Source organism: Prochlorococcus sp. MIT 1306 (assembly GCF_047304515.1).
In the GTDB taxonomy this organism is placed as follows: Bacteria; Cyanobacteriota; Cyanobacteriia; order PCC-6307; family Cyanobiaceae; genus Prochlorococcus; species Prochlorococcus marinus_D.
In genome coordinates this window covers 611,809-633,304 of the sequence record NZ_CP138959.1, presented here as the reverse complement: position 1 = coordinate 633,304, position 21,496 = coordinate 611,809, and the positions used below count along the sequence as shown (strand labels likewise).

Sequence of the window (21,496 nt, the reverse complement as noted above, 5' to 3'; positions counted from 1 at the left end):
CTGTAATGGCAGCCCAAACAATCGCCTCGTCAGAGACCCTTTTACGTCAGCTCACACCACAACTTCTGGATCCATTAGCCCGTGACCTGGCCAATCAAGTTCAGTGGTGGTCTTTACCGGGGCTTGTCCCATGCTCGACTTCAGAGCCTGAGTCCTACCCAGTAGCCATCACTGGCGAGGGGGCTCCAGTGCTGCTGCTGCATGGGTTTGATAGCAGCTTCCTTGAATTCCGACGCCTAGCGCCGTTATTAAGCCCTCACCATCAGCTTGTGATTCCGGATTTGTATGGTTTTGGCTTCTCTCCACGTCCCCCTGAATCTGACTATGGACAAGAGGCGCTCATCCGTCACCTCGATGAACTGCTAGCCCATCTGCCCTCTAAGTCTCCAGTGGGAGTCATCGGAGCATCAATGGGAGGTGCTATTGCCATGGAGATTGCTCGACGTCATCCAAATCAAATCAACCGCTTGCTCTTACTTTCGCCTGCAGGATTAACAGGACGGCCAAAACCTATCCCTCCAGGCCTAGATCAACTGGGCGCATGGATCCTTAGTCAACCGGCCGTGCGACGCAGCATCTGCCGACAAGCCTTCGCTGATCCCAAAAACTCAGTCGGAGATGCTGAGGAACAAATCGCTTCCCTTCATCTACAGGTATCAGGCTGGAGGAGATCACTAGCTGCCTTTGCCCGCAGTGGAGGTATCGCCAATTGCGGAACACCGCTACCCCAACAACCACTTCATGTGATCTGGGGTGCCAACGACCGTATTCTAAATGGACCTCAGAGACGGGAAGCCCTCACCCTGCTGGGGTCTCACGTGGAAGAACTTGACAACTGCGGCCATTTACCACACCTCGACCATCCCAAGATTGTCGCCCAACGCTGGCTTCAAGCTTTGTCCTAGCCATGGGAGATCCTTCATCCACCACCACCAGTACGGGCCCTTTACTGCAACTCCTCGCCAATGGTCTAAAGATTTGGGTCCGCCGACAATGCGATGCCGTTGGTGAACTGAAGCTGGAACTGCACGGATCTGCTCTCGAGCTATTGAGAGGTCGTCTTTCAGGAGTCAGTCTCATGGCCAAGGAGGTGATCTTTCAAGGCCTGCCATTGCATTACGCCGAATTAAAAAGCGGCCCCCTCAGGCTGAAAATGAACCTCGGCAAATCAGCCCAGGCTGTGACTCTCGAGCAAAGCTTCGATCTTCAGGGCACTGTATCAATCACGGACAAAGACCTCAATCAGGTCCTGCTATCAGATCCATGGAGATGGCTTGGCGATTGGCTAGCAGAAGAGCTCATTGGCATAACGCCTCTTGGAGGACTTCAAATCAACAACGACACCTTGGAATTACAGGCTCAAGTGATTGGTCAACAAGAACCGGCAAGACGACGTTTTCTAATCAGAGCGGATCAAGGAACCGTGCTGATTAGACACCAGGATGTGGATTTAGAAGCTTCACTACCCATGGACCCGGCTATTCACATTGAAGAAGCCGTTCTGAACGGTGGACAACTTCACCTCAAGGGTCGCGCATCAGTAACACCCTGATCGCATTAACTCATTACAGGCAGGATCAGCGTTACTGCGTAATACACCACTGCAGGAGTGAAGAGATAGCTATCAATGCGATCAAGGATGCCGCCATGACCAGGCAGCGCATCACCAGAATCCTTAAGACCCGCATCTCGTTTCATCATCGACTCGATCAGGTCTCCAACCAGCGCAAATAATGCAACCAAAACTCCAAGCAGCACGCCCAGCAAAAACCCCAATGGCCAAGCCAAAAGCTCACCAGCGACTGCCCCTATAGTCATTGCGCAAAACAGGCCTCCGACAGCACCTTCCACAGTCTTGCCAGGCGAAATAGAAGATAAAGGTAGGCGTCCAAAACGACGTCCCAATTCATAAGAGCCAATATCACTAGCGACGATCATCAAGCAAGCCACCAAAGTGATCGCCATCCCAGAAGTCAACCAGCCTGCACACCAGCCAGGAAGCTGACCCAGCCCAGGAGCAAGATCGAGAGCACTCAAATTGCGCAATCGCAACCAATGACTGGGTAAAAACCCCAAGTAAAACAACCCAAAGATCGAGGCGGCGATATCGGCAATGGAGCCGGTGATCGGCTGAAGCAACAACCAACCGCAAATGGCTGCTCCAGAGAGAGGCAGCACTGCCGCAGCAAGATCAGATGGCAAGCCGCCAACCACTCCCCACTGTGTACTGATCAGCAACAACTGACAGGCCACAAGAGTCGTTTTCGTCGCCGGCCTGATTCCGGTGAACTTCGCCATGCGGAAAAACTCAAGCAAAGCAAGGTGCACGATCACACCCAAACCAACCGTGAACCACCAACCCCCTAAAGCAACCACCACCAAACCGAAGGCTCCGGCAGCCAGACCACTGCTAATCCGCTGGCTGGAAGATCCGGCTGCAACCAATCTCCATCGAAAGGCCTCTGCTCTCACGCCCACACCATTGATGGTCTTACAAGGCCAGAACTTTTACCGTACCAGCTATCTGCTCGGGCCAAAGGTTCTGCTGCTCTAAAAGCCAGTCCACACGTCTGTGATCCAGCTTCTCACCTGGCACTAGCAAGGGAATCCCTGGAGGATAGGGACAGATTAACTCCGCCGCGACTCTCCCTACCGCATCAGCAATCGACACTCTCCGACTTTGAGCGCGCCAAGCCAAGCCGCAAGCCATTGCTGGTGCTGTAATGCGCGGCAGTGGCGGGGGCGTAAAAACTGGCAAAGGGAGGCCCTTACCTTTGGCGGCAAGGAGTCCCCGCCAGCGACGATGCATCAGCCTGACCAATCCACGCTGGGGCGCCAAGCCAAGACAGAACGTTAGGCAGCCTGGTTCTGGAAGTTCGCCCACCAGCCCCCTGGCCATCAGCCAAGCATCTGCTTCAAGTCCGCTGATACCCTCTTCAGCGGTGTGCAAAATCAGCCGCAAGGGATCCTGGTTTTCAAGCAAAGGCAATCCCAACTGACGAAGTTGAACCGCCAATTCGCGAGCATCCTTGAGGCGCGTTCCCAGCTTGTGCAAGCCTGCAGGCTTGCACAAGTCACTCAGCGACGCTTCACAAGAAGCCAGCAAGAGTGCGCTTGGACTGGTGGTTTGCAACCAGCCGAGACTGCGCTCGACAGCCTTGGGATCAACGCGATCCCCTTGGCTCCAAAGCACTGCCGTCTGAGTCAAACCGGCAGCAGATTTGTGCAATGAGTGGACGATTAAGTCAGCACCTGCTGTGATCGCAGAATCAGGCAAAGATGCATCCACCCGACTAGCGAAATGAGCACCATGAGCCTCATCCACTAATACCGGCCAACCCCGAGAATGAAGCTCAACAACCATGGGCTTGAGATCCGTCGCATAGCCCTGATAAGTGGGATGCACCAACACAGCTGCAGCAATCTCAACACCAGCGATGGGAAGTTCATTCAAAACGTCCTTCAACCAAGGTCCATCAGGGGGCAACACATGACCCCGATCAACCATGAAAGGCAGGTCAAACAAGACAGGCGTGAGATCGCCCAAAACACAAGCCTGAATGAGGCTGCGATGGACATTGCGAGGCATCAACACAGCCTGACCAGGCCTTGCTATTGCCAAGAGAGCAGCCTGCAAGAGGCCTGTCGCGCCATTGACGCCATACCACCCCCGCTCAGCCCCGATAGCAATCGCTGCCTGCCTTTGACTCTCTGCCACCGCCCCCTGCTGCATCAATGGCCCACCCAACTCAGGAAGTTCCGGCAGATCCCAGATGCCAGCTCGATGGCGCAACATTGCACGCAGATCATCAGGCAAGCCAGCCCCACGACCATGAGCGGGGAGATGCAAGCTGCGACCACGGTCGCGAGTCAACAGGGGAAGAAAGCCCATGAAGGTGAATCGCCGTTTCTAAAGTCTGATGATCAACGTGCCCGTGCGGTCTGTTGAACACCTCCAATCCATCGTCCGCTTCAGCATCCCGCAAAGCCCCGATGCGTTACGACGCGAATCAGGATCTGCTCTGGTTGCTAGCCAGGCCCTGGGTGTGGATACCTCGATTCATTCATGTCCTCACCTCACTGCTCACACTGGCGGTGACAGTGCTGTCTCAGGGCTCTAACAACAACGAAGAGGAACAAAAAAGGCTCGCAAAAAAACTGCTCATCACCCTCACCAACCTCGGGCCTTGCTTTATCAAGGTGGGCCAAGCCCTTTCCACCCGACCAGACCTAATCAAGCGTGAATGGCTCGAGGAACTCACCAGCCTTCAAGACAATCTGCCCTCCTTCAACCATGCCACGGCCCTCGCCACGTTGGCAGAAGATCTTGGGGCTCCAGCTAGTCAACTCTTTGAAGAGTTTCCTAGCCAGCCAATTGCTGCAGCCAGCCTTGGCCAGGTCTACAAAGCTCGCCTACACGGTAATCAATGGGTAGCCGTGAAAGTACAACGTCCTCAACTGGCGTTCATCTTGCGCCGCGATCTCGTCATCATCCGCCTTCTCGGAGTGCTGTCAGCACCAGTGCTCCCGCTCAACCTGGGCTTTGGGCTAGGCAACATCATTGATGAATTCGGTCGCAGCCTATTTGAGGAAATTGATTACGAACAAGAAGCTAACAATGCTGAACGATTTGCGGCTCTTTTCGCCAAAGACCCAACGGTGACGGTCCCGAGGGTGGAGCGATTGCTGTCATCCCGCCGTGTACTAACCACAAGCTGGATCGAGGGCACGAAGCTACGAGACCGCAAGGAGTTAAAAGCCCAACTCCTTAATCCAACAGCACTGATCAGGACGGCCGTCATCAGCGGTCTTCAACAACTTTTTGAGTTCGGCTATTTCCATGCTGATCCTCACCCAGGCAACATTTTTGCCCTCAGTGGTCAAAGTAAAAAGATGGGCCATCTTGCCTACTGCGATTTCGGCATGATGGATTCAATTAGTGATGACGATCGTCTCACTCTTACTGGAGCAGTAGTTCACCTAATCAACAACGATTTTAATGCGCTAGCTAAAGACTTTCAAAAGCTGGGCTTCCTTAGTCTAACAAGTGATCTAACGACAATCATACCGGCACTAGAAGAAGTACTTGGTGGCTCTCTTGGTGAATCAGTGGAGTCCTTCAACTTCAAGGCAATCACCGATCGTTTCTCAGAACTGATGTTCGATTACCCCTTCAGAGTCCCGGCGAGATTTGCCTTGATCATCCGAGCTGTTGTTAGTCAAGAAGGTCTTGCATTAAGGCTAGATCCAGAGTTCAAGATCATCGCAATTGCCTACCCATATGTGGCCAAACGTCTACTGGCAGGAGACTCAATGGAGATGCGAGAGAAACTGATGGAGGTGATTTTTGATAATAATGGGCACCTGCGCCTGGAGCGAATTGAAAGTTTACTGAAAGTGATAAACCAAGACGCTGTAGCACCAGACGCAGAACTAATCCCTGTAGCAGGAGCAGGCCTAAAACTGCTACTTGGCCCAGATGGATCCACTTTGCGTAGTCGTCTACTGATGACATTGATCAAAGACGAGCGTTTAAGCGCATCTGATATCAAGGCCTTAATGAGCCTGCTAAGGCGAACCTTCAGCCCTCGCAAGGTCGCAAATGGCATGTTGCAAACCCTTACTCCACGAACCACCTAAACATGGGCATGAAGAATAACAATCGCTAGGGGGAAAGAAACCACTCCACAATACAAGTCTCTGCCATTCATCAATGTTATTATTCCAGAATAGCTATCTATCGATTGGCACGAAGATTTAGCAAAAGTCCAACTAAGTTATATTCATCCCATGCTAAACAGGCAATGACAAAGGGAAGAGAATATGCAACTAATACGGACGAGAGTTGGGATAAATTAATCCAGGAACAATCCCTAAATCTTAGCTTTGGTTGTCTACTCTCAGAAAACTAAAAAGCAAGTTTCAAACCGCCATATAAGCCTCAAGTTCAAACGAAGAGGTTCGCATCAACGCCAAGCCTTCTCTCTCCAGACGGCGTGTTCTATCGCGACTCATTCCTAAAGTCTTAGCAATCCCGGTGAGGTTCATCGGCTCGCCTCCGTCGATTCCATAACGCATCCGCAGCACCCGACCCTGCAGCTCAGGCAACTTTTCTAGCAAGGTACGTAAATCGCCTTTCATGCAATCCACTTCCACCTTCTCGCTCGGCAACTCCTCTTCCCCAGCAAGCAACTCAAGCAACTCCGTTTCATCACCATCTCCCACCTTCATCTCCAAACTCATCGGCTGACGTGCACGGCACATCAGATCCTTCACCTCCTCCTCGGGCAACTCCACAAACTCTGCAAGTTCGCTCACTGTTGGCGTGCGCCCCATCTCCTGACTTAACTCTCGCTGGCCTTTCTTGAGCTTGTTCAACATCTCCGTGATATGGATCGGCAGACGGATCGTCCGGCTCTTCTCCGCAATCGCACGCGTGATCCCCTGACGAATCCACCAATACGCATAGGTCGAAAACTTGTAGCCACGGGTTGGGTCGAACTTCTCCACTCCCCTCACCAAGCCGATCGTTCCCTCTTGGATCAAATCAAGCAGCTCCATATTCCTTTTGGTGTACTTCTTGGCAACACTCACCACTAAGCGCAGGTTCGCCGACACCATCCGCTCCTTCGCACGTCGTCCGCTCTGCAACTTCTTCTTGAGCTGCAACGCAGTCAAGCCAGCTGCCTTCGCTAGCTCTTTATGACTCGCTGGCTCACCTGTTTGACCTTCCAGTTCAGACTCAAGCTGCTCTAAAGACATCAACTCCTGCACCTGACGACCCAGCGTGATCTCCTGCTCATGGCTCAGCAGCGGCACTCGACCGATATCGCGCAGGTACGAACGCACCAGGTCGACATCTGAAAGCACAGCCAACGGAGCCATACTGAATAACGAAACAACCAGGTTTCCTAATTTACCATCGTTTACCACGAGCAAATCAATGCCTTGCGGACGAATTCCACACCATTGCCAAAATGAAGAAGGCTTTAAAGTCGAGAATTAACGTTTTATCTTCAAACGCCATCAATAGAGACAGTCTTTTGATGCGCCAAGCACTTGCAAATCCTTATCTATAATGATGCCCTCGAAAACCTCACCACATCTTCCAAAACACTCTTCCAACTATTAAATGTTTGGAGATGGATATGGTGCAGCTGGTTCTCGGCGCCCGCTGAAAACCATGCTGACAACATTGGCATGAAGCAACAAAGACTGCAAAAGCTGATTGCAGCGTCAGGACTCTGCTCCCGGCGCCATGCCGAGCAACTCCTCCTGCAAGAGCGGGTAACGCTGAATGGCCATCTTGCCAAGCTTGGCGACAAGGCCGATCCAGAGCTTGACAAGATCTCTGTAGATGGGCGTGTGCTCAATTCCAACACCGAAACAAGAGTGTTGCTGTTCAACAAACCTGCGGGGGTGATCACTAGTTGTCATGATCCCCACGGGCGAGTGACTGTCTTCAGCATGCTGCCCGACAAACTATGCAAGGGTCTTCATCCTGTAGGCAGACTTGATGCCGATAGCCGAGGAGCTCTGCTAATCACCAACCAAGGAGAGCTCACGCTGCGATTGACCCATCCACGCTATGCACATCACAAGACTTACCAAGTCTTGGTGGAAGGTAAACCCTCAGCCCTAGTGCTCTCAAGCTGGCGACATGGCGTCATGCTTGATGGGAAAACAACCTTGCCCGCTGAACTAGAGCTTTTGCAATCACACTCAAGCCAAAGCCTTTTGAAGATTGTTCTAAGGGAAGGCCGCAACCGGCAAATCCGTCGCGTAGCCGAACAACTAGGTCACCCCGTATTAGACCTTCAACGCACTGCGATTGCAAATGTTGCCCTAGACGCATTACCAGAAGGGTGCTGGCGCGCTCTTGACGAGAGAGAATGGACTCCCCTACTGAAAATCACCAAGCCCTCAATGTGTTGATGCGCTTGATAAAGCCATCCAATTGAAACGCCGATGCGACTAAACCTTCCATGGCAAAAATCAAGATCTGAAGTCGAAACCAGACAAGATCCACAACAGATATTCCAGAGTTCATTACTGGAAGCTGGTCGACAACTCAGAGAGCGTCGCGAACAGTGTGGAATGAGCCTGCGTGATTTAGCTGAAGAAACACGAATCACTACCCCCGTTTTAGAAGCAATTGAAAGGGGGTGGGTCAAACGACTACCAGAGCCAGCCTATCTGTGCTCAATGCTGCCGCTGCTGGAGCAGCATCTTGAACTAGCCCCAGGCAGCCTCAACGGGGCCATGCCAGAACGCAATGCAAGGAACCAAACTCATTCCAAAAGGGGCCTGACGCGATTCACCCCCGGCAGCATCGATGTCTTCACCACCTGGCAAGGGAGTGTGATTTATGCCGTGGTCATGCTCAGCAGCCTCTTGGCCCTCAATCACCAGCAAAAGCATCTTGCTGCACTCAACAGTCAAACACTCTCGCCAATCACAGTCAGCCTTGAATCCCTTGCTGATCAGCACGCAAGCGAGACAGCCAACCCCGCCCTTGATGGCCTAAGACCCCTGGAAGAAGCACGAAAACGATCTCCAGAACAATGGCTCAACGCAACCCTTATCCAGCACAAAGCTCAGGATGAGATAGGTCTACTGGAGATCAATCTCAGTCAGCCACGTATGCTCAAAATCAACAGCGCTGGAAAAGATCTCACAAATCTCAGAGAAGCTCAGGGGACACTCACTCTTCAATTGCGGCCACCCCTCCTACTAGAAATCAAGCCTCCAGCTGCTCCTGAGGACAGCGTCATTTGGAAGGGCCAGGCGCATACTCCCGAACCCAATCATCCTGGGATTTACCGACTCGCAGATGCCGTCAGCAAACCGGATGCCGATTCAAGCGAACGTCCCCAGACAGCTCCTCTCTCGCCATAGCCGCTCAGGGCCCCATCAAGAGCTGAATCAAAGCAAGACAACCGCCAACACCAATTCCCCTCGACAGTGCCAGGGGTGTTGAAACGAGCTGCATCATCTAAATGAAGCAAATCCTGCACTGGGGTCATCACTAAACACGCCTCTGTCGCTAGGCCCAGCTCCAGCAACTGCCAACCAGGGGCATGAACTGCACCCTTCAATCGATCTGCGACCCGCTCACGGATGTCGAGATCAAGCTGCTGCCACCAACCCAGCGTCGTTGGATTGTCGTGGGTGCCTGTATAAACCACCCAGTGATGACCCTTAATATTTTCAGGTAGATATGGATTACTGGGATTGCCATCAAAAGCAAACTGGAGAATTTTCATTCCAGGCAGACCAAATTGGTCTCGTAGCGCTTCCACATCAGCAGTAATCACTCCCAGATCTTCTGCAACCAGTGGCAAGCTGCCACCAGCATCACGCCTTAGCCGCTTCAATAGAGCTGCACCTGGAGAAGACCGCCACTCCCCGTGCTCCGCTGTCGTATCGGATCCAGGAACTGCCCAATAAGACGCAAGCGCCCTGAAATGGTCGAGACGTAAGAGATCCACCTGTTGCCATTGACGCACAAAGCGGCTACGCCACCAATGGAATCCACTGCAGCGATGCCGCCACCAGCGATAAACAGGCGTGCCCCAGAGTTGTCCTGTACTGGAGAAATAATCAGGGGGAACACCACTTTGGATCTCAAGCTCCCCTCCTTGAAGGATCGAAAACAGGCCCTGATGACTCCAGACGTCAGCGCTATCGCGCGCAACATAGAAAGGCAGATCACCAAACAACAAAACGCCAAGCTCGCCTGCTAGATGTCTCAGTGCTTGCCACTGCCGATCAAGCTGCCATTGCAGCAAACGATGTTCAAGCAGAGCCTCCTGATGATGACCTTTCCAGGCATTGAGAGCCCTACGTTGATGAGCTGCCAAGCCTTCCGGCCATTCCCACCAAGGGAGGCCTTGATGCTGACGACGGAGCTCCATAAATAAAACATGGTCCTCAAGCCAGAACTGCTTGCTACACCAACTCTCAAAGGCAAGATGATGGTCTCTAGCCTGCTCTGACCAAGCCTCCCTTAAGGCTATGCCAAGTCGCTGACTGCGAAGGTCAGCCAGAGCAAAATCAACCGATGCGCAAGGCTCCTGGATAGGAACTGTTCCAGGCAACTCACGAAGAACGGATGCGGACAGGAAATCCTCATCAACAAGATCATCGGCATCAAGCAACCAAGGGTTAAGAGCAAAGCTTGAAGGGGAGCTGTAGGGAGACCCTGTCGCATCAGGAGGAGCCAAAGGCAACAACTGCCACACACCGATGTCATGGCGAGCAAGTGATTGCAACCAAGCCCTGGAAGGAGCACCGAAACTGCCGCAAACTGGACTTGCAGGCAGTGCTGTGGGATGAAGTAACACCCCTGTCGTGCGGACTAACGCTGAGCTGCCCTCAACCATCAAAAAACACCAGAAAATAAAAACAACAGTGGAATCTGATCGAAGTCAGCATCTAGATCAGCCATTAGCCCCAATCAATCTTGGAAGGACTTAGGCAGGGTCGTTACATACTCGCAAGATGCCTTGCCAGAAGTCTCGGTTCGTCCAAAAGCCATTGGACTTTTAACCCTAAGGAGCTGTAGTTGAGCAAGACTGTGATGCCGCTGTCCTCAACACGGTTGATGCCTACACAAGATTCAGGCAGAACGCCAACGCCATCGAGCGTTGGTCGCTGGATGGGGAAATATCCAGGCCGTACCTTGCTACGCCTGGCTGCGACCCTGGGTGGTCTTTGGCTGGCAAGCACGGCCCTGGGGCTGCTCTGGCCGAAGCCAGATCAAGTCGCCAAAGGCGATCCATCAGTGGACAAAGCAACCTCCCTAGCGCCGCTTCCCAAACAACCAATCATCATCTTGTTAGTGGGCATTGATTCGGACCAACTGAACGATCTCACAAACCAAGCGGCACCGATGGGTTCAGCCAATGCAGACAGCCTGATGCTCGTGAAGGTTGCGGCCAAGCAACCTGTTGAAGTTCTTCAGCTGCCGATTGAACTCGCTGTGACCCTGCCTGGAAGCAATGGGATGCAACCACTAGCGTCAAGTTACGGGCGGGGGGGTATTGCCCTTACCGCCGATGTGATTGCGGAAATCCTCGGCCTTACAAAAGGACAACCCCACCGCTTTGTGGTGATCCCCCGCAAAGCTCTAAGAGTCCTTGTAGATGGACTCGGAGATGTGGAGGTCAACCTCAACGCGCCTATTAAACACAAAGACAATGCCCAGAACTATTCGGTGAACTTGCGAGCAGGGCGGCAGAGACTCAATGGAGGCGAGGTAGAACAACTGGTTCGCTACCGCGCAGGTCCTGAAGAAGAAAGCGGTCGGCGTCAAAGGCAACAATGGATCCTGAACGGTCTGTCTAGACAATTGCGGCAGCCGAACACCCTCGCAAAACTCCCCAAACTTCTGAAAGAGTTTTCAAAAGAAGTGCAAACCGATTTAACCCCTCGTGAGTTGTTAAGCCTCACGGCAGCGGCTCTTAGCAACAATCAATTCCCAATCCTCAGCGAGTTACCTCTAGCCCCAAGAGCCGGGGAACAAACCCTGCGGCAACTCAAGGCAAGCCACCCCATGCCGCTCTGGCCGCAGGGCAACTAACAGGGCCTCATCAATCGGACGACAGCAGTAGCCGTCGACGCAATTGCACCACGACCTCCTCCAAAGAGGGCCCCTGCTGCAAGCAGCCCCCATTAGGGACTGCTGACAAAGCTGAGGGATCATCTGGAAGCAAACCGAACCACGGCAAACCATCCAAGCGGCGAAGGCTGAGGTCCCATGGGCCACCCAATTGCAGAACCCCAATCAGAGGAACATCGAGGGCCGCACAGAGCGCTACATAAGCAGCTGCCACCCCAGGGATCTCCCCGGATGGCAAAGGCGAGACCAGCAAAATGGTGGGCTGGCGCCATGCTCCCAGAGCCTCCAGCCAGCTACCACCATCGGGATGAAGCATGGCTGGATCACCACTCAGTCGCACCATGCCCCCCTCCGCAGGCAACAAACCAAGAACCTGATGGGGATTTTCAGAGCAGCGATGATGGCTCAACTCCCCTCCCCAAGCGCTAGCCAAAAGCAAGCAACCAGACCGCATCCGACCATCAGGGAGGGGCCCTGCACCAACCAGAAAAGGGATGGGAGCAATCATCAGGCGACCCTACATAGAGAAGAAGTTGAGATGAGAGCCTTTGCAGCACTAGCATCGGAGTACAGCTGATATTGCTCGCTGTCGACGTGACGAGTTTTCTGACCGCAGCCCGTACCGAACAAGAGAGCATCAGCTATGACATGCAGCGTCTGCGCTTGTTCAGCGGCACCTCAAATCCAGCTCTTGCAAGAGAGATTGCGGCCTACCTAGGTGTTCCCGATGGTCCAAGGATCTGCAAACGGTTCGCAGATGGTGAGCTCTATGTACAAATCCAGGAATCGATCCGAGGTTGTGACGTCTTCCTGATTCAGCCCACCTGCGCGCCAGTGAACGACAATTTGATGGAGCTGCTGATCATGGTTGATGCCTGTCAGCGCGCCTCTGCCAGGCAGATCACGGCTGTAGTCCCCTACTACGGCTATGCAAGAGCCGACCGCAAAACGGCTGGTCGCGAGTCAATCACTGCCAAGCTCACCGCAAACCTGCTGGTGAAATCTGGCGTGAACAGGGTCCTCGCCATGGATCTGCATTCCGCCCAAATCCAGGGCTACTTTGACATCCCTTGCGATCACATCTACGGCTCACCAGTCCTGGTTGATTACCTCGCAGCACAAGAACTTAACGAAGTCGTGGTGGTGTCTCCAGATGTAGGAGGAGTTGCACGAGCCCGAGCCTTTGCGAAACAAATGAGGGATGCGCCACTGGCCATTATTGACAAGCGCCGATCAGGTCACAACGTTGCCGAAAGTCTCACAGTGATCGGCGATGTAGCTGGAAAAACAGCCATCCTGATCGACGACATGATCGACACTGGCGGAACGATTTGCTCAGGGGCTCGTCTGCTTCGACAACAAGGGGCTAAACGGGTGATTGCCTGTGCCTCCCATGCCGTGTTTTCGCCCCCCGCCTGCGAACGCTTATCCGAAGAAGGCTTATTCGAACAAGTCTTGGTTACCAACAGCATTCCCATCGCCGCGGAACGACACTTCCCTCAATTGCAGGTACTTTCAGTGGCCAATATGCTTGGCGAAGCGATTTGGCGCATCCATGAGGAAAGCTCTGTGAGCTCAATGTTTAGAGGATAACCCTGAGATTAAATCTAAAATTAGCTGCTAAGCGATAGAGATGACTCTTCTTAGAGCAGCTCATCAATGTTTTAGGCACTAAAATCGAAGCAAAATCAATAAGCCTTAACCCTATAGGCCTTTTCAGTTAATCCCAGCTTACTTGCTCTTTAAATGCTTCATTATTAGGGCAAAGGCATTTCAATTAGGCAAGACCTTAACACCTATTCGTAAGGGCCTTGCTTACCGATAAAAGTGTGGCGAAAGAAGAAACTCAAACAAACTCTTGAGAAACCTTCTATAAACACCCTAGAACAGCCCAATCATTCGTTTCCACAGCCTGCAATTCAAAGCCATTAAAAGAAACTGGCTTGACCTGACTAGCAATAAGCTACGCAATAAAAATGTTAAGCATTGCCGTTTCGCGCTCATTACTCAAGCAACCTTGATGACTTGCATCACTAACCTAAATACATCTGACTCCTTTCGCAAAAGATCGTTTGTATTTAGAGTTTCAATAGACAGCTAATAAGCTTAAAATGAGATCAGCAAAAACGAGCCTCCATGCTTATATTAACCGGCTACTTGGCAAAACTTCATGCTGATATTACATATATAGAGCGCTAGCTTACTTTGAGAAGATGATGGCTCTGAGCATATATTGCAGTTAAATGCTGCTCTGTTATTCTGAACTCAGCAATGATGTTATCAGCAACCACTAAATCAACTTCTGCCGGAAAAAGCCCGCCAATAAACACAGGCAGAGAGTAGAAGCTGAATTTCATCTTGAATTCTACGATTACTGTGATCAGCTTGCCATTCGTAACTAGGCTGTATTGCCTTGACTCGTCAAAAATTTGTCACTCTCCTTCCCTTGCTATGACTCAACTAAGTCTAATTGAGTTAGAAAAGCAGGCCTCTGATGCCGGCCTGCTCTTGAGGCTGCAGGTGAGAAGACCACTCAATCTCTGGTCCTTAAAATTAGTTGTCGCACAAGCCCTCGATCAGGAACGTATACAACTTTGGGGTGAGATGAAGGCTTGGGCCTATGCAGGTGAGAAGGGATTACAGCTCGACACAATGCGTGTTCATCCTGAAGCACCCGCCGGAGTAGGGGATCTCATCTGGGTTGGCACCATGGCCTGGGCACTTGAAGCCACTCCTTGTAAACAGGCTCGACTACTGGCAATTTGTGATGAAGGGCGCCAACACGATCGCTTAATTCGTTATTTCCGGCAACGTGGATTTTTTACTGTCCGAGAGCTAGGAGCAGCCCCAATGGATTTCCCACTCAGGATGATCTGGGGTGGAGCCGGAGCGTTGATGGTTGGAAGCTGCAGTGAGGTGCTGAAGCGTAATCAGCGCCGTTGGCAAACCTGCCGGGGATTGGATCGCAAAGATCATTCTTCACAAGCGTGATAACTACTACGCACTAGAGGCCCACTACGCACCTGAGCAAATCCAAGCTTGCGAGCAACTTCAGCCAAGTTCTTGAAATCCTCAGGATGCCAATAACGATGCACCGGAATATGTGCCAATGAAGGGCGCAGATACTGACCCAATGTGACCCGTTGACAGTCAACAGAACGGAGATCCTCAAGAGTCTGAATCACCTCTTCTTGCTCTTCTCCTAGTCCCAACATCAAGCCTGATTTGGTAGGGATGTTGGGAGCAAGTTCCCGCGCTGCAGCCAGCAGATTGAGAGAATGGTGATACGTAGCTCCCCGTCGAACCTTGCTCTGAAGCCTTTCAACGGTTTCGAGGTTGTGGTTGAAACAAACTGGTGCAGCCATGAGCAACTGCGTGAGCCGTTCTCTCTGGGCCTCTAATGCCTTGGCCAGATCAGCGAATCCGCCCCAAAAATCCGGCGTCAGCACTTCTATCTCAATAAGAGGATTGCGCTGGCGAATGGCCGCCATGGTGTCAGTAAAAATACCCACCCCATGGTCGGGCAAATCATCCCTTGCTACTGAAGTAAGAACCACATAACGAAGACCCATCTGCTGCACCGCATCTGCAACTCGCTCTGCTTCGAGCGGATCAATTGCCTGAGGAGATTGGCCTTTCATGACCTGGCAGAAAGCACAACTACGAGTACAGATCGATCCGCCTAGGAGAAAAGTTGCTGTGCCGGCTGCGTAACACTCGCCGCGATTGGGACAACGCCCTTCCTCACAAATGGTGTGTAGTTGATTCCCCTTCACCAGCTGCTGCATCTGCTCCAACTGGGAGACGCTGCCAATGGGGCGACGCAACCATTCCGGAAGGCGCTCCGCAGGCAAAATGGTGCTGTATTGGGTCTGACGATGGGTGGAAGACATTGCTTTATTGCATAGCTCGACGGCCTTCAAGTGCACGAGTCAGGGTGACTTCGTCGGCATACTCCAACTCACTACCAACAGGAAGGCCGTAGGCGATTCGACTCACTTGGGTGAACGGCTTTAATAACCTTGCCAGGTAAAGACTAGTGGTGTCACCTTCAACACTGGGAGTGAGAGCGAGAATGACCTCGCTGATGCCATCTCGATCAACGCGTTGAATCAAGCTGGGGATCTGCAGCATGTCCGGCCCGATACCATCCATTGGTGAAATCAGTCCACCGAGGACGTGATAACGACCCTTATATTCCCTGGTTCTTTCGAGAGCTAGCAGATCTCGGGAATCAGCCACCACACAAAGCAATTGATCGCATCGCGTGCCATCACGGCAAATGTCGCATAAAGGCTCCGCGCTGAGATGAAAACAGGTCTGACATTGACCCACTTGAGAACGGGCCGCGAGGAGTGCCTCAGCAAAAGCGCGGATTTGATCTTCCGGTTGTCTCAACAGATGCAGGGCAAGTCTCTGGGCCGTTCGTGGCCCAATCCCAGGCAGACGCTCGAACTGGTCGATCAACCGAGCCAGGGGTCGAGTAAAGCCGCTCAGGGGTCCGCCGCAGATACTGAGAATCTTGGCAGTTCACCAGGTGGCAATTGTTGATCAAGCCAAGACCGTACGCCGGCAGAATGGTCAGCAAGTCCGGCTCTCTTCCAATGCTTGAACTTGTGCGAACCATTTCACGTGTGGGTTTCGCTTGTGCTCTTGTGATGCTGCTCGCTGCCTGCAGTGGTTCATATGCAGGCATGAACTCCTTCCAGAGCCCGGATGGTCGTTATGCATTCCTTTATCCCAATGGATGGAGTCGTGTGAGCATGAGTGGAGGGCCTCAGGTGGTATTTCACGACTTAATCAACAGCGACGAAACACTAAGTTTGGCTGTTTCGAAAGTTGACGAGAAAGGAGATCTGCAAACCCTAGGGAGTCCAATTGCAATTGGGGAACGTTTAAGCCGTGAAGTGATTGCACCTCAAGGCAGTGGGCGAGAGGCTGAGTTAGTAGACGCCAATCAGCGTGAAGCAGGAGGACACATCTTTTACGATTTGGAGTATACCGTTCATCTTGAAGATCGAGAACGCCATGAACTAGCAACAGTGGTCGTTGATCGGGGGCGTTTATATACATTAGCAGCAAGCACTAACGAGTTTAGATGGAATAAAGTCAAGGGGCTGTTCAAAGAGGTAATCACATCATTTACATTCTTAATCTGATCATTTAAGGCCGTAAAAGAAAACACATAATAGCAATAGTTTATTATTAAAGTTCAGCAAATTGGACGCAAAATCCATCTTCTAGTTCTAGTCTTTATTGCTATTTCTTGCCTATGATGGAGTCGAAGCTGAACAAACACTTCATATCAGATTTCCCATTAAGAGCTCAAGGGAAATGATTCGATTTTGATCTGCCACCGATCGATTTAAAATAGGAATCGGTAAAGCGAGCCATTGGCTTCCGCAGCATCTGGCCATTCAGTATCTAGGTAACTGATGCCATTACTAAAGAATGGCTTAGCTGCTAGCCGCGTTGTTTCAAGTTCAGTAGTACCCATTGCTGTCATTAAGCCTCCAAGCTCCAAAGGCCCCATATCTGTCTTGATGTTACGGCCTGCAGCACTTATCAATGCTGGCAGTCGAATAAGATTCTCAGCTCGAGTGAGCTTACTAAAAAGACTCTTGAGGACTAGTTGTTGACGACCCAGGCGACCAAAGTCGCCTTCACCATCATGGCGCCAACGCAAAAACCCCTCGAGATCTTTACCTTTCAAGATCTGAGGGCCAGCTTGAAGATCAATATAAAGACCCTGGGATTGATCTTGGTAATAAAGACGCTTAGGCACATCAACCTCAATGCCTCCCAATAAGTCTGCAATAGTTCTGATTCCTTCAAGATTAACAAGGATGTGATGGCTAATGGGGCGATGCATCAGCCGAGTTAACTCACTTTTTACCGCCTCGATACCACCATATGCATACAAAGCATTAACTTTCATTGGCCCAAAACTACGCGAATTGATATAACTATCACGTGGAATCTGGGTGATTCTTGTTTCGCCCCCCGTAACTCGAATCGTGAAGATCACATCAGTGTTGCCACGCCCTGCATCCATGCCGAGCACCACCACATCACGATTACCAAAGCCCTGCCAGGCATTGAAGGGATTGCTAATCGGGAAAAGGGGAGTGGTTGTGCCTGCAGTCTTTTGCGTGAGTGATCGACTGAGTGGAATTGAAAGGAACAGGCCTGCGATCAGCCCCACGCCAATGGCAGTGGTCATTGAACGCCAACCAGAACTGCCTTGATGCTTGGGAGTCATATCACCATCTTAGAGCCCTTTAGATTTTTCTCTAATAAAAGCAGCCTGCGGCTTTAAACAACACTCTAGCCAATGCTCAATTGTGTTGAACAGCTAGAGTTAATCATAAGCTCAATTTGAATTGTTAACTGGTGCTTGCTTCAAGATCTTTAGTCAGTGGAAAGAAGATACTGCTTTTATTCCTCAGCAGAAGAAGCCAAGACTTACAAAAAATCAAAGCTCTTTTTGGCAACCTGTATCGACAAGACAACCAAATGAGCTACGCTGTAGTTAATCGACAACGAAATAATCGTGCCATGTGGATATTGCGATAATCAGAAGACATCTCACAAATATGACAAACCAAAGACTCGAAAAGAGTTGATTCAGGCCAACAGCAATTCGTCAGCACGCAAACCAGCCTGAACTCGCCAGAGATCCCTATAGATACCTGATTGCTGCAAAAGTGAATCGTGAGTGCCTTGCTCGACGATATTTCCTTGATCCATAACAATAATCTGATCTGCATGCCTCACAGTACTAAGACGATGAGCAATCACAACAGTGGTTCGGTTTTTGGTGATATGCATCAAAGAACGTTGAATCGCTGCTTCTGTCTCATTATCAACGGCAGCGGTGGCCTCATCCAAGATCAGAATCGGTGCCTGCTTGAGAATTGCCCTAGCCAGGGCAATTCGTTGACGCTGACCACCAGAAAGACGTTGCCCACGTTCACCCACCAACGTATTGAAACCATGCGGGAGGGCTTTAATAAACTCTGAGGCTTCAGCCAAATCTGCCGCATCATCAATTGTTTTCTGAGTTGTCTCAGGACTGCCATACGCAATGTTTTCAGAAACTGTTCCATGAAATAAATAAACTTCTTGACTGACCAGTGCGATTGAACGACGTAGATCCCTTAACTTGAGCATGTCAATCGGCTGTCCATCCAGAAGAATCCGTCCAGAGCTGAGTGGATAAAGCCTCAGCAAGAGTTTCACCAGGGTGCTTTTTCCTGACCCTGTTGCTCCCACAATTCCGATCGTGCAGCCAGCGGGAATATCAAGATTGAAGTGAGTTAGAAGAGGAGCGCGGCCTTGGTAATGGAAGCCCACATCCTCAAAGCACAAAGCGCCCCGCACTCGTGCTGTTATCAACGGCTGTGATCCTTCAACGATGGTAATCGGAGTATCGATCAAATCCAGCACACGATTGGTGGAGGCCATTGAACGCTGATATTCGTCAAGTGTGCGGCCAAGAGTTGTAAGAGGCCACAGCAAGCGTTGTGTAATAAAAACGAGCACGCTGTAAAGCCCAACAGCCATTTGTCCCTTCCATGCCTGAAGGCCTCCAATTACCAAGATGGCCAAAAAGGCAAACAAAATGGCAAAGCGAATCAGAGGAATGAAGGCTGCTGAAAGTTTGATTGCCTGCTTATTGCTGCTGCGATAGGCCTCACTGCGATAGCGAATTTGCTCTAGTTCCCAGGCTTCTGTAGCGAAACTCTTGATTGTGAACATCCCGCCAAGGTTGTTGCTGAGATGAGCAGCCAGCTCACCAGCTTTATCTCTGACCTCGCGGTAACGCGGAGCCAACCGCCGCTGAAATTGAATTGATCCCCATAAGATCACTGGGATAGGCAAAAAGGCGAACAAGGCAACGCCTGGAGCGACGAAGACCATCGCCCCACCTACCAACAGCACAGTTGTAATCAACTGCAAGATCTGATTGGCCCCGTAGTCGAGAAATCGTTCTAATTGGTTGATGTCGTCATTAAGAACAGCCATCAGCCGTCCACTGCTATCTGCCTCGAAAAACGCCATCTCCAAATTCTGGAGGTGGTTATAGGCCTTAAGGCGAAGATTGTGCTGCGTTGTCTGGGCGAGATTGCGCCACAACACGCCATAAAGATATTCAAAGAAGGATTCAGCACTCCAGATCAGAAAAGAGAGCAACGCAAGAAATCCCAATTGGCTAGGGACAGTGCTAAAGCCAAGATTCGCTAACCAGGAGGTTTGCTCGTGTACGACGACGTCAATGGCCAGACCGATGAGTACCGGCGGGGCGAGATCAAACAGTTTGTTGAGAATGGAGCAAGTGGTTGCCGCAAGAATCAGGCGCCGATGAGGCTTAAGGCTGCTGAGCAGCCTTCTCAGGGGACTTGCAGTGCGCCGAACGTGAAAAGCCATAAACCTTGGGCACTACCTTCATTCAAGCGCTACAAGGTTTCGGATCAAAGCATTGAGCTGAAAGCTTGCTGAGCAATCCCGTCTGAACTGTTCATTTGGCCTGAAAGGGGGTAGAACTTAAAGACTTGAAGGAGGTTCGATGACCCGTTCGAGAGCGTTCAATCGATTCCATCGCTTCACCGCAAAGAAACGCAGGCTCAGTCTTCGTGCAGCAGTTCCAAATCTGCAAGACGACTTTCCTTCTGGCAATGAAGCGGTTAGCCACCGCGAAGAGCTCCACCAACGGGCTTGGCAAAAAGATCTAATGCTCGAATTAATCGATCCAGAAGAAGCTTATTAAGACGAATAAGGCCACCCATAGGGTGGCCTTATTGAAAGGGCTAAGGCTACTGATTTACCAGCGGTTCCCGCCTCCGCCTCCGCCTCCGCCGTATCCACCACGGCCACCACCACCGCCACCTGTGCGTTCACGTGGTGTTGCTTTATTCACGCGAATCATTCGCCCCATCCATTCAACGTCCTGAAGATCGTCAATCGCTTTTTGTTCGTCTGCATCGTTTGCCATCTCAACGAAAGCAAAACCACGCTTGCGCCCCGTCTCTCGATCGAGAGGGAGGCTGCATGTCTTGACTTCGCCGTATTGGCTGAACAGGTCGAGCAAGTCCTCCTGTTCCGCCTGGAAAGAGAGGTTGCCTATGTAAATGGTCATTCCTAAAAGGACCGATGGGATTTGATCAGTGAAGCCTTGGTCCGAAAAGGAAAGTCCTTGAATGCTGGAGCTGGAAAGCCGAAGCCTAGGGAGCGAGCCGTTTGGGGCCGGTGAGCTGATGCTGATGCTCACCTAAGTTACAGGGGAGCGAGTCAGAAGCTCTCAAAAAGCCACAAGACATACAAACAAACTGTTGTCTGGCGGCAAAATCAGGCGATTGTCAAGAGTGGCCAATCACGAGCTCTAGAGTGGATTGTCCTTCTTCTCAATCTTGGTTGTAGCTGCGATGGTGTGCTGAACCAAGGGAATCATCAGAATCGGCCTAACGTTCTTACGAGCAGAACAGAACTATTGAGGAAGTAGCGTTCGAATTGATCAGAATGACTGAGATTCTTGATCTAAATCGCTTTCAGGCCAATGTTCAGATCAACACATTCAAAAGCAGGTTTAAATGTCGTAGTGGGCACCTGCCTTGGCTTGGCATTTGGACTGAGCTGAACTGATGACTTCCCCAGCATTCACCTGATCTAAGAAGCATTGACAGGTGAACTGGCCCATCCCTGCAGGAGGCGTCTTACCTGCATTGGCCATGGCTGCGTTAAAACCCAGCAAACACATTGTGGTAATGGCGTTCTCGTGCTCGCTGCTTTGAGCTAGACCATCAACCGTAGACATACCAAAAAGGACACTGCTCAGACTGATGGATAGGCAGATTCGCTGCAAAAGAACCATCG

The 21,496-nt window shown here is 51.3% G+C and carries 22 protein-coding genes; 10 read left to right on the top strand and 12 right to left on the bottom strand.

What is annotated here, in order from left to right; translation table 11 throughout:
- Positions 1-5: 5 nt before the first annotated feature.
- Complete coding sequence (locus SIB74_RS03300) at positions 6-905, top strand: alpha/beta fold hydrolase (RefSeq protein ID WP_063395448.1); 900 nt, start codon at positions 6-8, stop codon at positions 903-905.
- Positions 906-907: 2 nt separating this feature from the next.
- Positions 908-1,552, top strand: a complete 645-nt coding sequence (locus tag SIB74_RS03295; protein WP_063395430.1) for a DUF2993 domain-containing protein — start codon at positions 908-910, stop codon at positions 1,550-1,552.
- Between the two features lie 5 nt (positions 1,553-1,557).
- On the opposite strand, the gene SIB74_RS03290 is transcribed toward SIB74_RS03295, so the two are convergent.
- The gene (locus SIB74_RS03290; RefSeq protein WP_063395449.1) at positions 1,558-2,472 is read right to left on the bottom strand and encodes a phosphatidate cytidylyltransferase; all 915 of its coding nucleotides are present in this window, start codon (positions 2,470-2,472) and stop codon (positions 1,558-1,560) included.
- 19 nt (positions 2,473-2,491) lie between these two features.
- Positions 2,492-3,892, bottom strand: a complete 1,401-nt coding sequence (locus SIB74_RS03285; RefSeq protein WP_063395431.1) for a lysine decarboxylase — start codon at positions 3,890-3,892, stop codon at positions 2,492-2,494.
- A 101-nt stretch (positions 3,893-3,993) separates the two neighbouring features.
- Between SIB74_RS03285 and SIB74_RS03280 the strand changes: the two genes are divergently transcribed.
- Positions 3,994-5,640, top strand: a complete 1,647-nt coding sequence (locus tag SIB74_RS03280; RefSeq protein WP_063395432.1) for an ABC1 kinase family protein — start codon at positions 3,994-3,996, stop codon at positions 5,638-5,640.
- 282 nt (positions 5,641-5,922) lie between these two features.
- On the opposite strand, the gene SIB74_RS03275 is transcribed toward SIB74_RS03280, so the two are convergent.
- The gene (locus tag SIB74_RS03275) at positions 5,923-6,885 is read right to left on the bottom strand and encodes an RpoD/SigA family RNA polymerase sigma factor (RefSeq protein WP_413681136.1); all 963 of its coding nucleotides are present in this window, start codon (positions 6,883-6,885) and stop codon (positions 5,923-5,925) included.
- Between the two features lie 315 nt (positions 6,886-7,200).
- On the opposite strand from SIB74_RS03275, the gene SIB74_RS03270 reads away from it, so the two are divergent.
- Entirely contained in the window at positions 7,201-7,935 is a 735-nt protein-coding gene (locus tag SIB74_RS03270; RefSeq protein WP_063396372.1) for a pseudouridine synthase, read from the top strand.
- Positions 7,936-7,968: 33 nt separating this feature from the next.
- Positions 7,969-8,898 carry a helix-turn-helix domain-containing protein gene (locus SIB74_RS03265; RefSeq protein WP_063396035.1) on the top strand — a complete coding sequence of 310 codons (930 nt, stop codon included), beginning with the start codon at positions 7,969-7,971 and terminating at the stop codon, positions 8,896-8,898.
- Here SIB74_RS03265 and malQ read toward each other — a convergent pair.
- A complete protein-coding gene (gene malQ / locus SIB74_RS03260; RefSeq protein ID WP_063396036.1) occupies positions 8,820-10,385 on the bottom strand; it encodes a 4-alpha-glucanotransferase in 1,566 nt (521 codons plus the stop codon). The two genes, SIB74_RS03265 and malQ, sit on opposite strands and share 79 nt — an antisense overlap.
- A gap of 221 nt (positions 10,386-10,606) precedes the next feature.
- Here malQ and SIB74_RS03255 point away from each other — a divergent pair, with 221 nt between their 5' ends.
- Entirely contained in the window at positions 10,607-11,584 is a 978-nt protein-coding gene (locus tag SIB74_RS03255) for an LCP family protein (RefSeq protein WP_063396037.1), read from the top strand.
- Between the two features lie 10 nt (positions 11,585-11,594).
- Here SIB74_RS03255 and SIB74_RS03250 read toward each other — a convergent pair whose 3' ends face one another.
- A complete protein-coding gene (locus SIB74_RS03250; protein WP_063396038.1) occupies positions 11,595-12,131 on the bottom strand; it encodes a hypothetical protein in 537 nt (178 codons plus the stop codon).
- Between the two features lie 86 nt (positions 12,132-12,217).
- Between SIB74_RS03250 and SIB74_RS03245 the strand changes: the two genes are divergently transcribed.
- On the top strand, positions 12,218-13,216 hold the full coding sequence (locus tag SIB74_RS03245) for a ribose-phosphate pyrophosphokinase (protein ID WP_011130446.1): 999 nt from the start codon (positions 12,218-12,220) through the stop codon (positions 13,214-13,216).
- A gap of 602 nt (positions 13,217-13,818) precedes the next feature.
- On the opposite strand, the gene SIB74_RS03240 is transcribed toward SIB74_RS03245, so the two are convergent.
- Complete coding sequence (locus tag SIB74_RS03240; RefSeq protein WP_156486120.1) at positions 13,819-13,980, bottom strand: hypothetical protein; 162 nt, start codon at positions 13,978-13,980, stop codon at positions 13,819-13,821.
- Positions 13,981-14,074: 94 nt separating this feature from the next.
- Between SIB74_RS03240 and SIB74_RS03235 the strand changes: the two genes are divergently transcribed.
- Entirely contained in the window at positions 14,075-14,614 is a 540-nt protein-coding gene (locus SIB74_RS03235) for a hypothetical protein (RefSeq protein ID WP_063396039.1), read from the top strand.
- Here the strand turns inward: SIB74_RS03235 and lipA are convergent.
- The gene (gene lipA, locus SIB74_RS03230; protein ID WP_063396040.1) at positions 14,596-15,516 is read right to left on the bottom strand and encodes a lipoyl synthase; all 921 of its coding nucleotides are present in this window, start codon (positions 15,514-15,516) and stop codon (positions 14,596-14,598) included. The genes SIB74_RS03235 and lipA overlap by 19 nt on opposite strands.
- A gap of 4 nt (positions 15,517-15,520) precedes the next feature.
- Positions 15,521-16,090, bottom strand: a complete 570-nt coding sequence (recR, locus tag SIB74_RS03225) for a recombination mediator RecR (RefSeq protein WP_011825628.1) — start codon at positions 16,088-16,090, stop codon at positions 15,521-15,523.
- A gap of 137 nt (positions 16,091-16,227) precedes the next feature.
- On the opposite strand from recR, the gene psbP reads away from it, so the two are divergent.
- Positions 16,228-16,782 carry a photosystem II reaction center PsbP gene (psbP, locus tag SIB74_RS03220; RefSeq protein WP_063396373.1) on the top strand — a complete coding sequence of 185 codons (555 nt, stop codon included), beginning with the start codon at positions 16,228-16,230 and terminating at the stop codon, positions 16,780-16,782.
- Between the two features lie 206 nt (positions 16,783-16,988).
- Here psbP and SIB74_RS03215 read toward each other — a convergent pair whose 3' ends face one another.
- Positions 16,989-17,885: an LCP family protein gene (locus tag SIB74_RS03215; protein WP_063396041.1), complete on the bottom strand. Its 897-nt coding sequence runs from the start codon at positions 17,883-17,885 to the stop codon at positions 16,989-16,991.
- A gap of 365 nt (positions 17,886-18,250) precedes the next feature.
- The gene (locus SIB74_RS03210) at positions 18,251-20,053 is read right to left on the bottom strand and encodes an ABC transporter ATP-binding protein (protein ID WP_063396042.1); all 1,803 of its coding nucleotides are present in this window, start codon (positions 20,051-20,053) and stop codon (positions 18,251-18,253) included.
- Positions 20,054-20,192: 139 nt separating this feature from the next.
- Between SIB74_RS03210 and SIB74_RS03205 the strand changes: the two genes are divergently transcribed.
- Complete coding sequence (locus SIB74_RS03205; protein ID WP_063396043.1) at positions 20,193-20,393, top strand: hypothetical protein; 201 nt, start codon at positions 20,193-20,195, stop codon at positions 20,391-20,393.
- A 54-nt stretch (positions 20,394-20,447) separates the two neighbouring features.
- Here the strand turns inward: SIB74_RS03205 and SIB74_RS03200 are convergent, their stop codons facing one another.
- Complete coding sequence (locus SIB74_RS03200) at positions 20,448-20,762, bottom strand: RNA recognition motif domain-containing protein (RefSeq protein ID WP_011825624.1); 315 nt, start codon at positions 20,760-20,762, stop codon at positions 20,448-20,450.
- Between the two features lie 447 nt (positions 20,763-21,209).
- Positions 21,210-21,494 (bottom strand): hypothetical protein, encoded by a 285-nt coding sequence (locus SIB74_RS03195; protein WP_011825623.1) that lies wholly within the window; start codon positions 21,492-21,494, stop codon positions 21,210-21,212.
- Between the last annotated feature and the right edge of the window lie 2 nt (positions 21,495-21,496).

What these genes read in the sequence shown, in the direction of transcription:
- SIB74_RS03210 (WP_063396042.1), bottom strand. Translation starts at nt 20,053, where the DNA reads ATGGCTTTTCACGTTCGGCGCACTGCAAGTCCCCTGAGAAGGCTGCTC.
- SIB74_RS03280 (WP_063395432.1), top strand. Translation starts at nt 3,994, where the DNA reads ATGCGTTACGACGCGAATCAGGATCTGCTCTGGTTGCTAGCCAGGCCC.
- SIB74_RS03265 (WP_063396035.1), top strand. Translation starts at nt 7,969, where the DNA reads ATGCGACTAAACCTTCCATGGCAAAAATCAAGATCTGAAGTCGAAACC.
- SIB74_RS03255 (WP_063396037.1), top strand. Translation starts at nt 10,607, where the DNA reads ATGCCTACACAAGATTCAGGCAGAACGCCAACGCCATCGAGCGTTGGT.
- malQ (WP_063396036.1), bottom strand. Translation starts at nt 10,385, where the DNA reads ATGGTTGAGGGCAGCTCAGCGTTAGTCCGCACGACAGGGGTGTTACTT.
- SIB74_RS03270 (WP_063396372.1), top strand. Translation starts at nt 7,201, where the DNA reads ATGAAGCAACAAAGACTGCAAAAGCTGATTGCAGCGTCAGGACTCTGC.
- SIB74_RS03300 (WP_063395448.1), top strand. Translation starts at nt 6, where the DNA reads ATGGCAGCCCAAACAATCGCCTCGTCAGAGACCCTTTTACGTCAGCTC.
- SIB74_RS03275 (WP_413681136.1), bottom strand. Translation starts at nt 6,885, where the DNA reads ATGGCTCCGTTGGCTGTGCTTTCAGATGTCGACCTGGTGCGTTCGTAC.
- SIB74_RS03215 (WP_063396041.1), bottom strand. Translation starts at nt 17,885, where the DNA reads ATGACTCCCAAGCATCAAGGCAGTTCTGGTTGGCGTTCAATGACCACT.
- SIB74_RS03205 (WP_063396043.1), top strand. Translation starts at nt 20,193, where the DNA reads ATGACCCGTTCGAGAGCGTTCAATCGATTCCATCGCTTCACCGCAAAG.
- SIB74_RS03250 (WP_063396038.1), bottom strand. Translation starts at nt 12,131, where the DNA reads ATGATTGCTCCCATCCCTTTTCTGGTTGGTGCAGGGCCCCTCCCTGAT.
- SIB74_RS03235 (WP_063396039.1), top strand. Translation starts at nt 14,075, where the DNA reads ATGACTCAACTAAGTCTAATTGAGTTAGAAAAGCAGGCCTCTGATGCC.
- SIB74_RS03295 (WP_063395430.1), top strand. Translation starts at nt 908, where the DNA reads ATGGGAGATCCTTCATCCACCACCACCAGTACGGGCCCTTTACTGCAA.
- lipA (WP_063396040.1), bottom strand. Translation starts at nt 15,516, where the DNA reads ATGTCTTCCACCCATCGTCAGACCCAATACAGCACCATTTTGCCTGCG.
- SIB74_RS03200 (WP_011825624.1), bottom strand. Translation starts at nt 20,762, where the DNA reads ATGACCATTTACATAGGCAACCTCTCTTTCCAGGCGGAACAGGAGGAC.
- psbP (WP_063396373.1), top strand. Translation starts at nt 16,228, where the DNA reads ATGCTTGAACTTGTGCGAACCATTTCACGTGTGGGTTTCGCTTGTGCT.
- SIB74_RS03240 (WP_156486120.1), bottom strand. Translation starts at nt 13,980, where the DNA reads ATGAAATTCAGCTTCTACTCTCTGCCTGTGTTTATTGGCGGGCTTTTT.
- SIB74_RS03285 (WP_063395431.1), bottom strand. Translation starts at nt 3,892, where the DNA reads ATGGGCTTTCTTCCCCTGTTGACTCGCGACCGTGGTCGCAGCTTGCAT.
- SIB74_RS03195 (WP_011825623.1), bottom strand. Translation starts at nt 21,494, where the DNA reads ATGGTTCTTTTGCAGCGAATCTGCCTATCCATCAGTCTGAGCAGTGTC.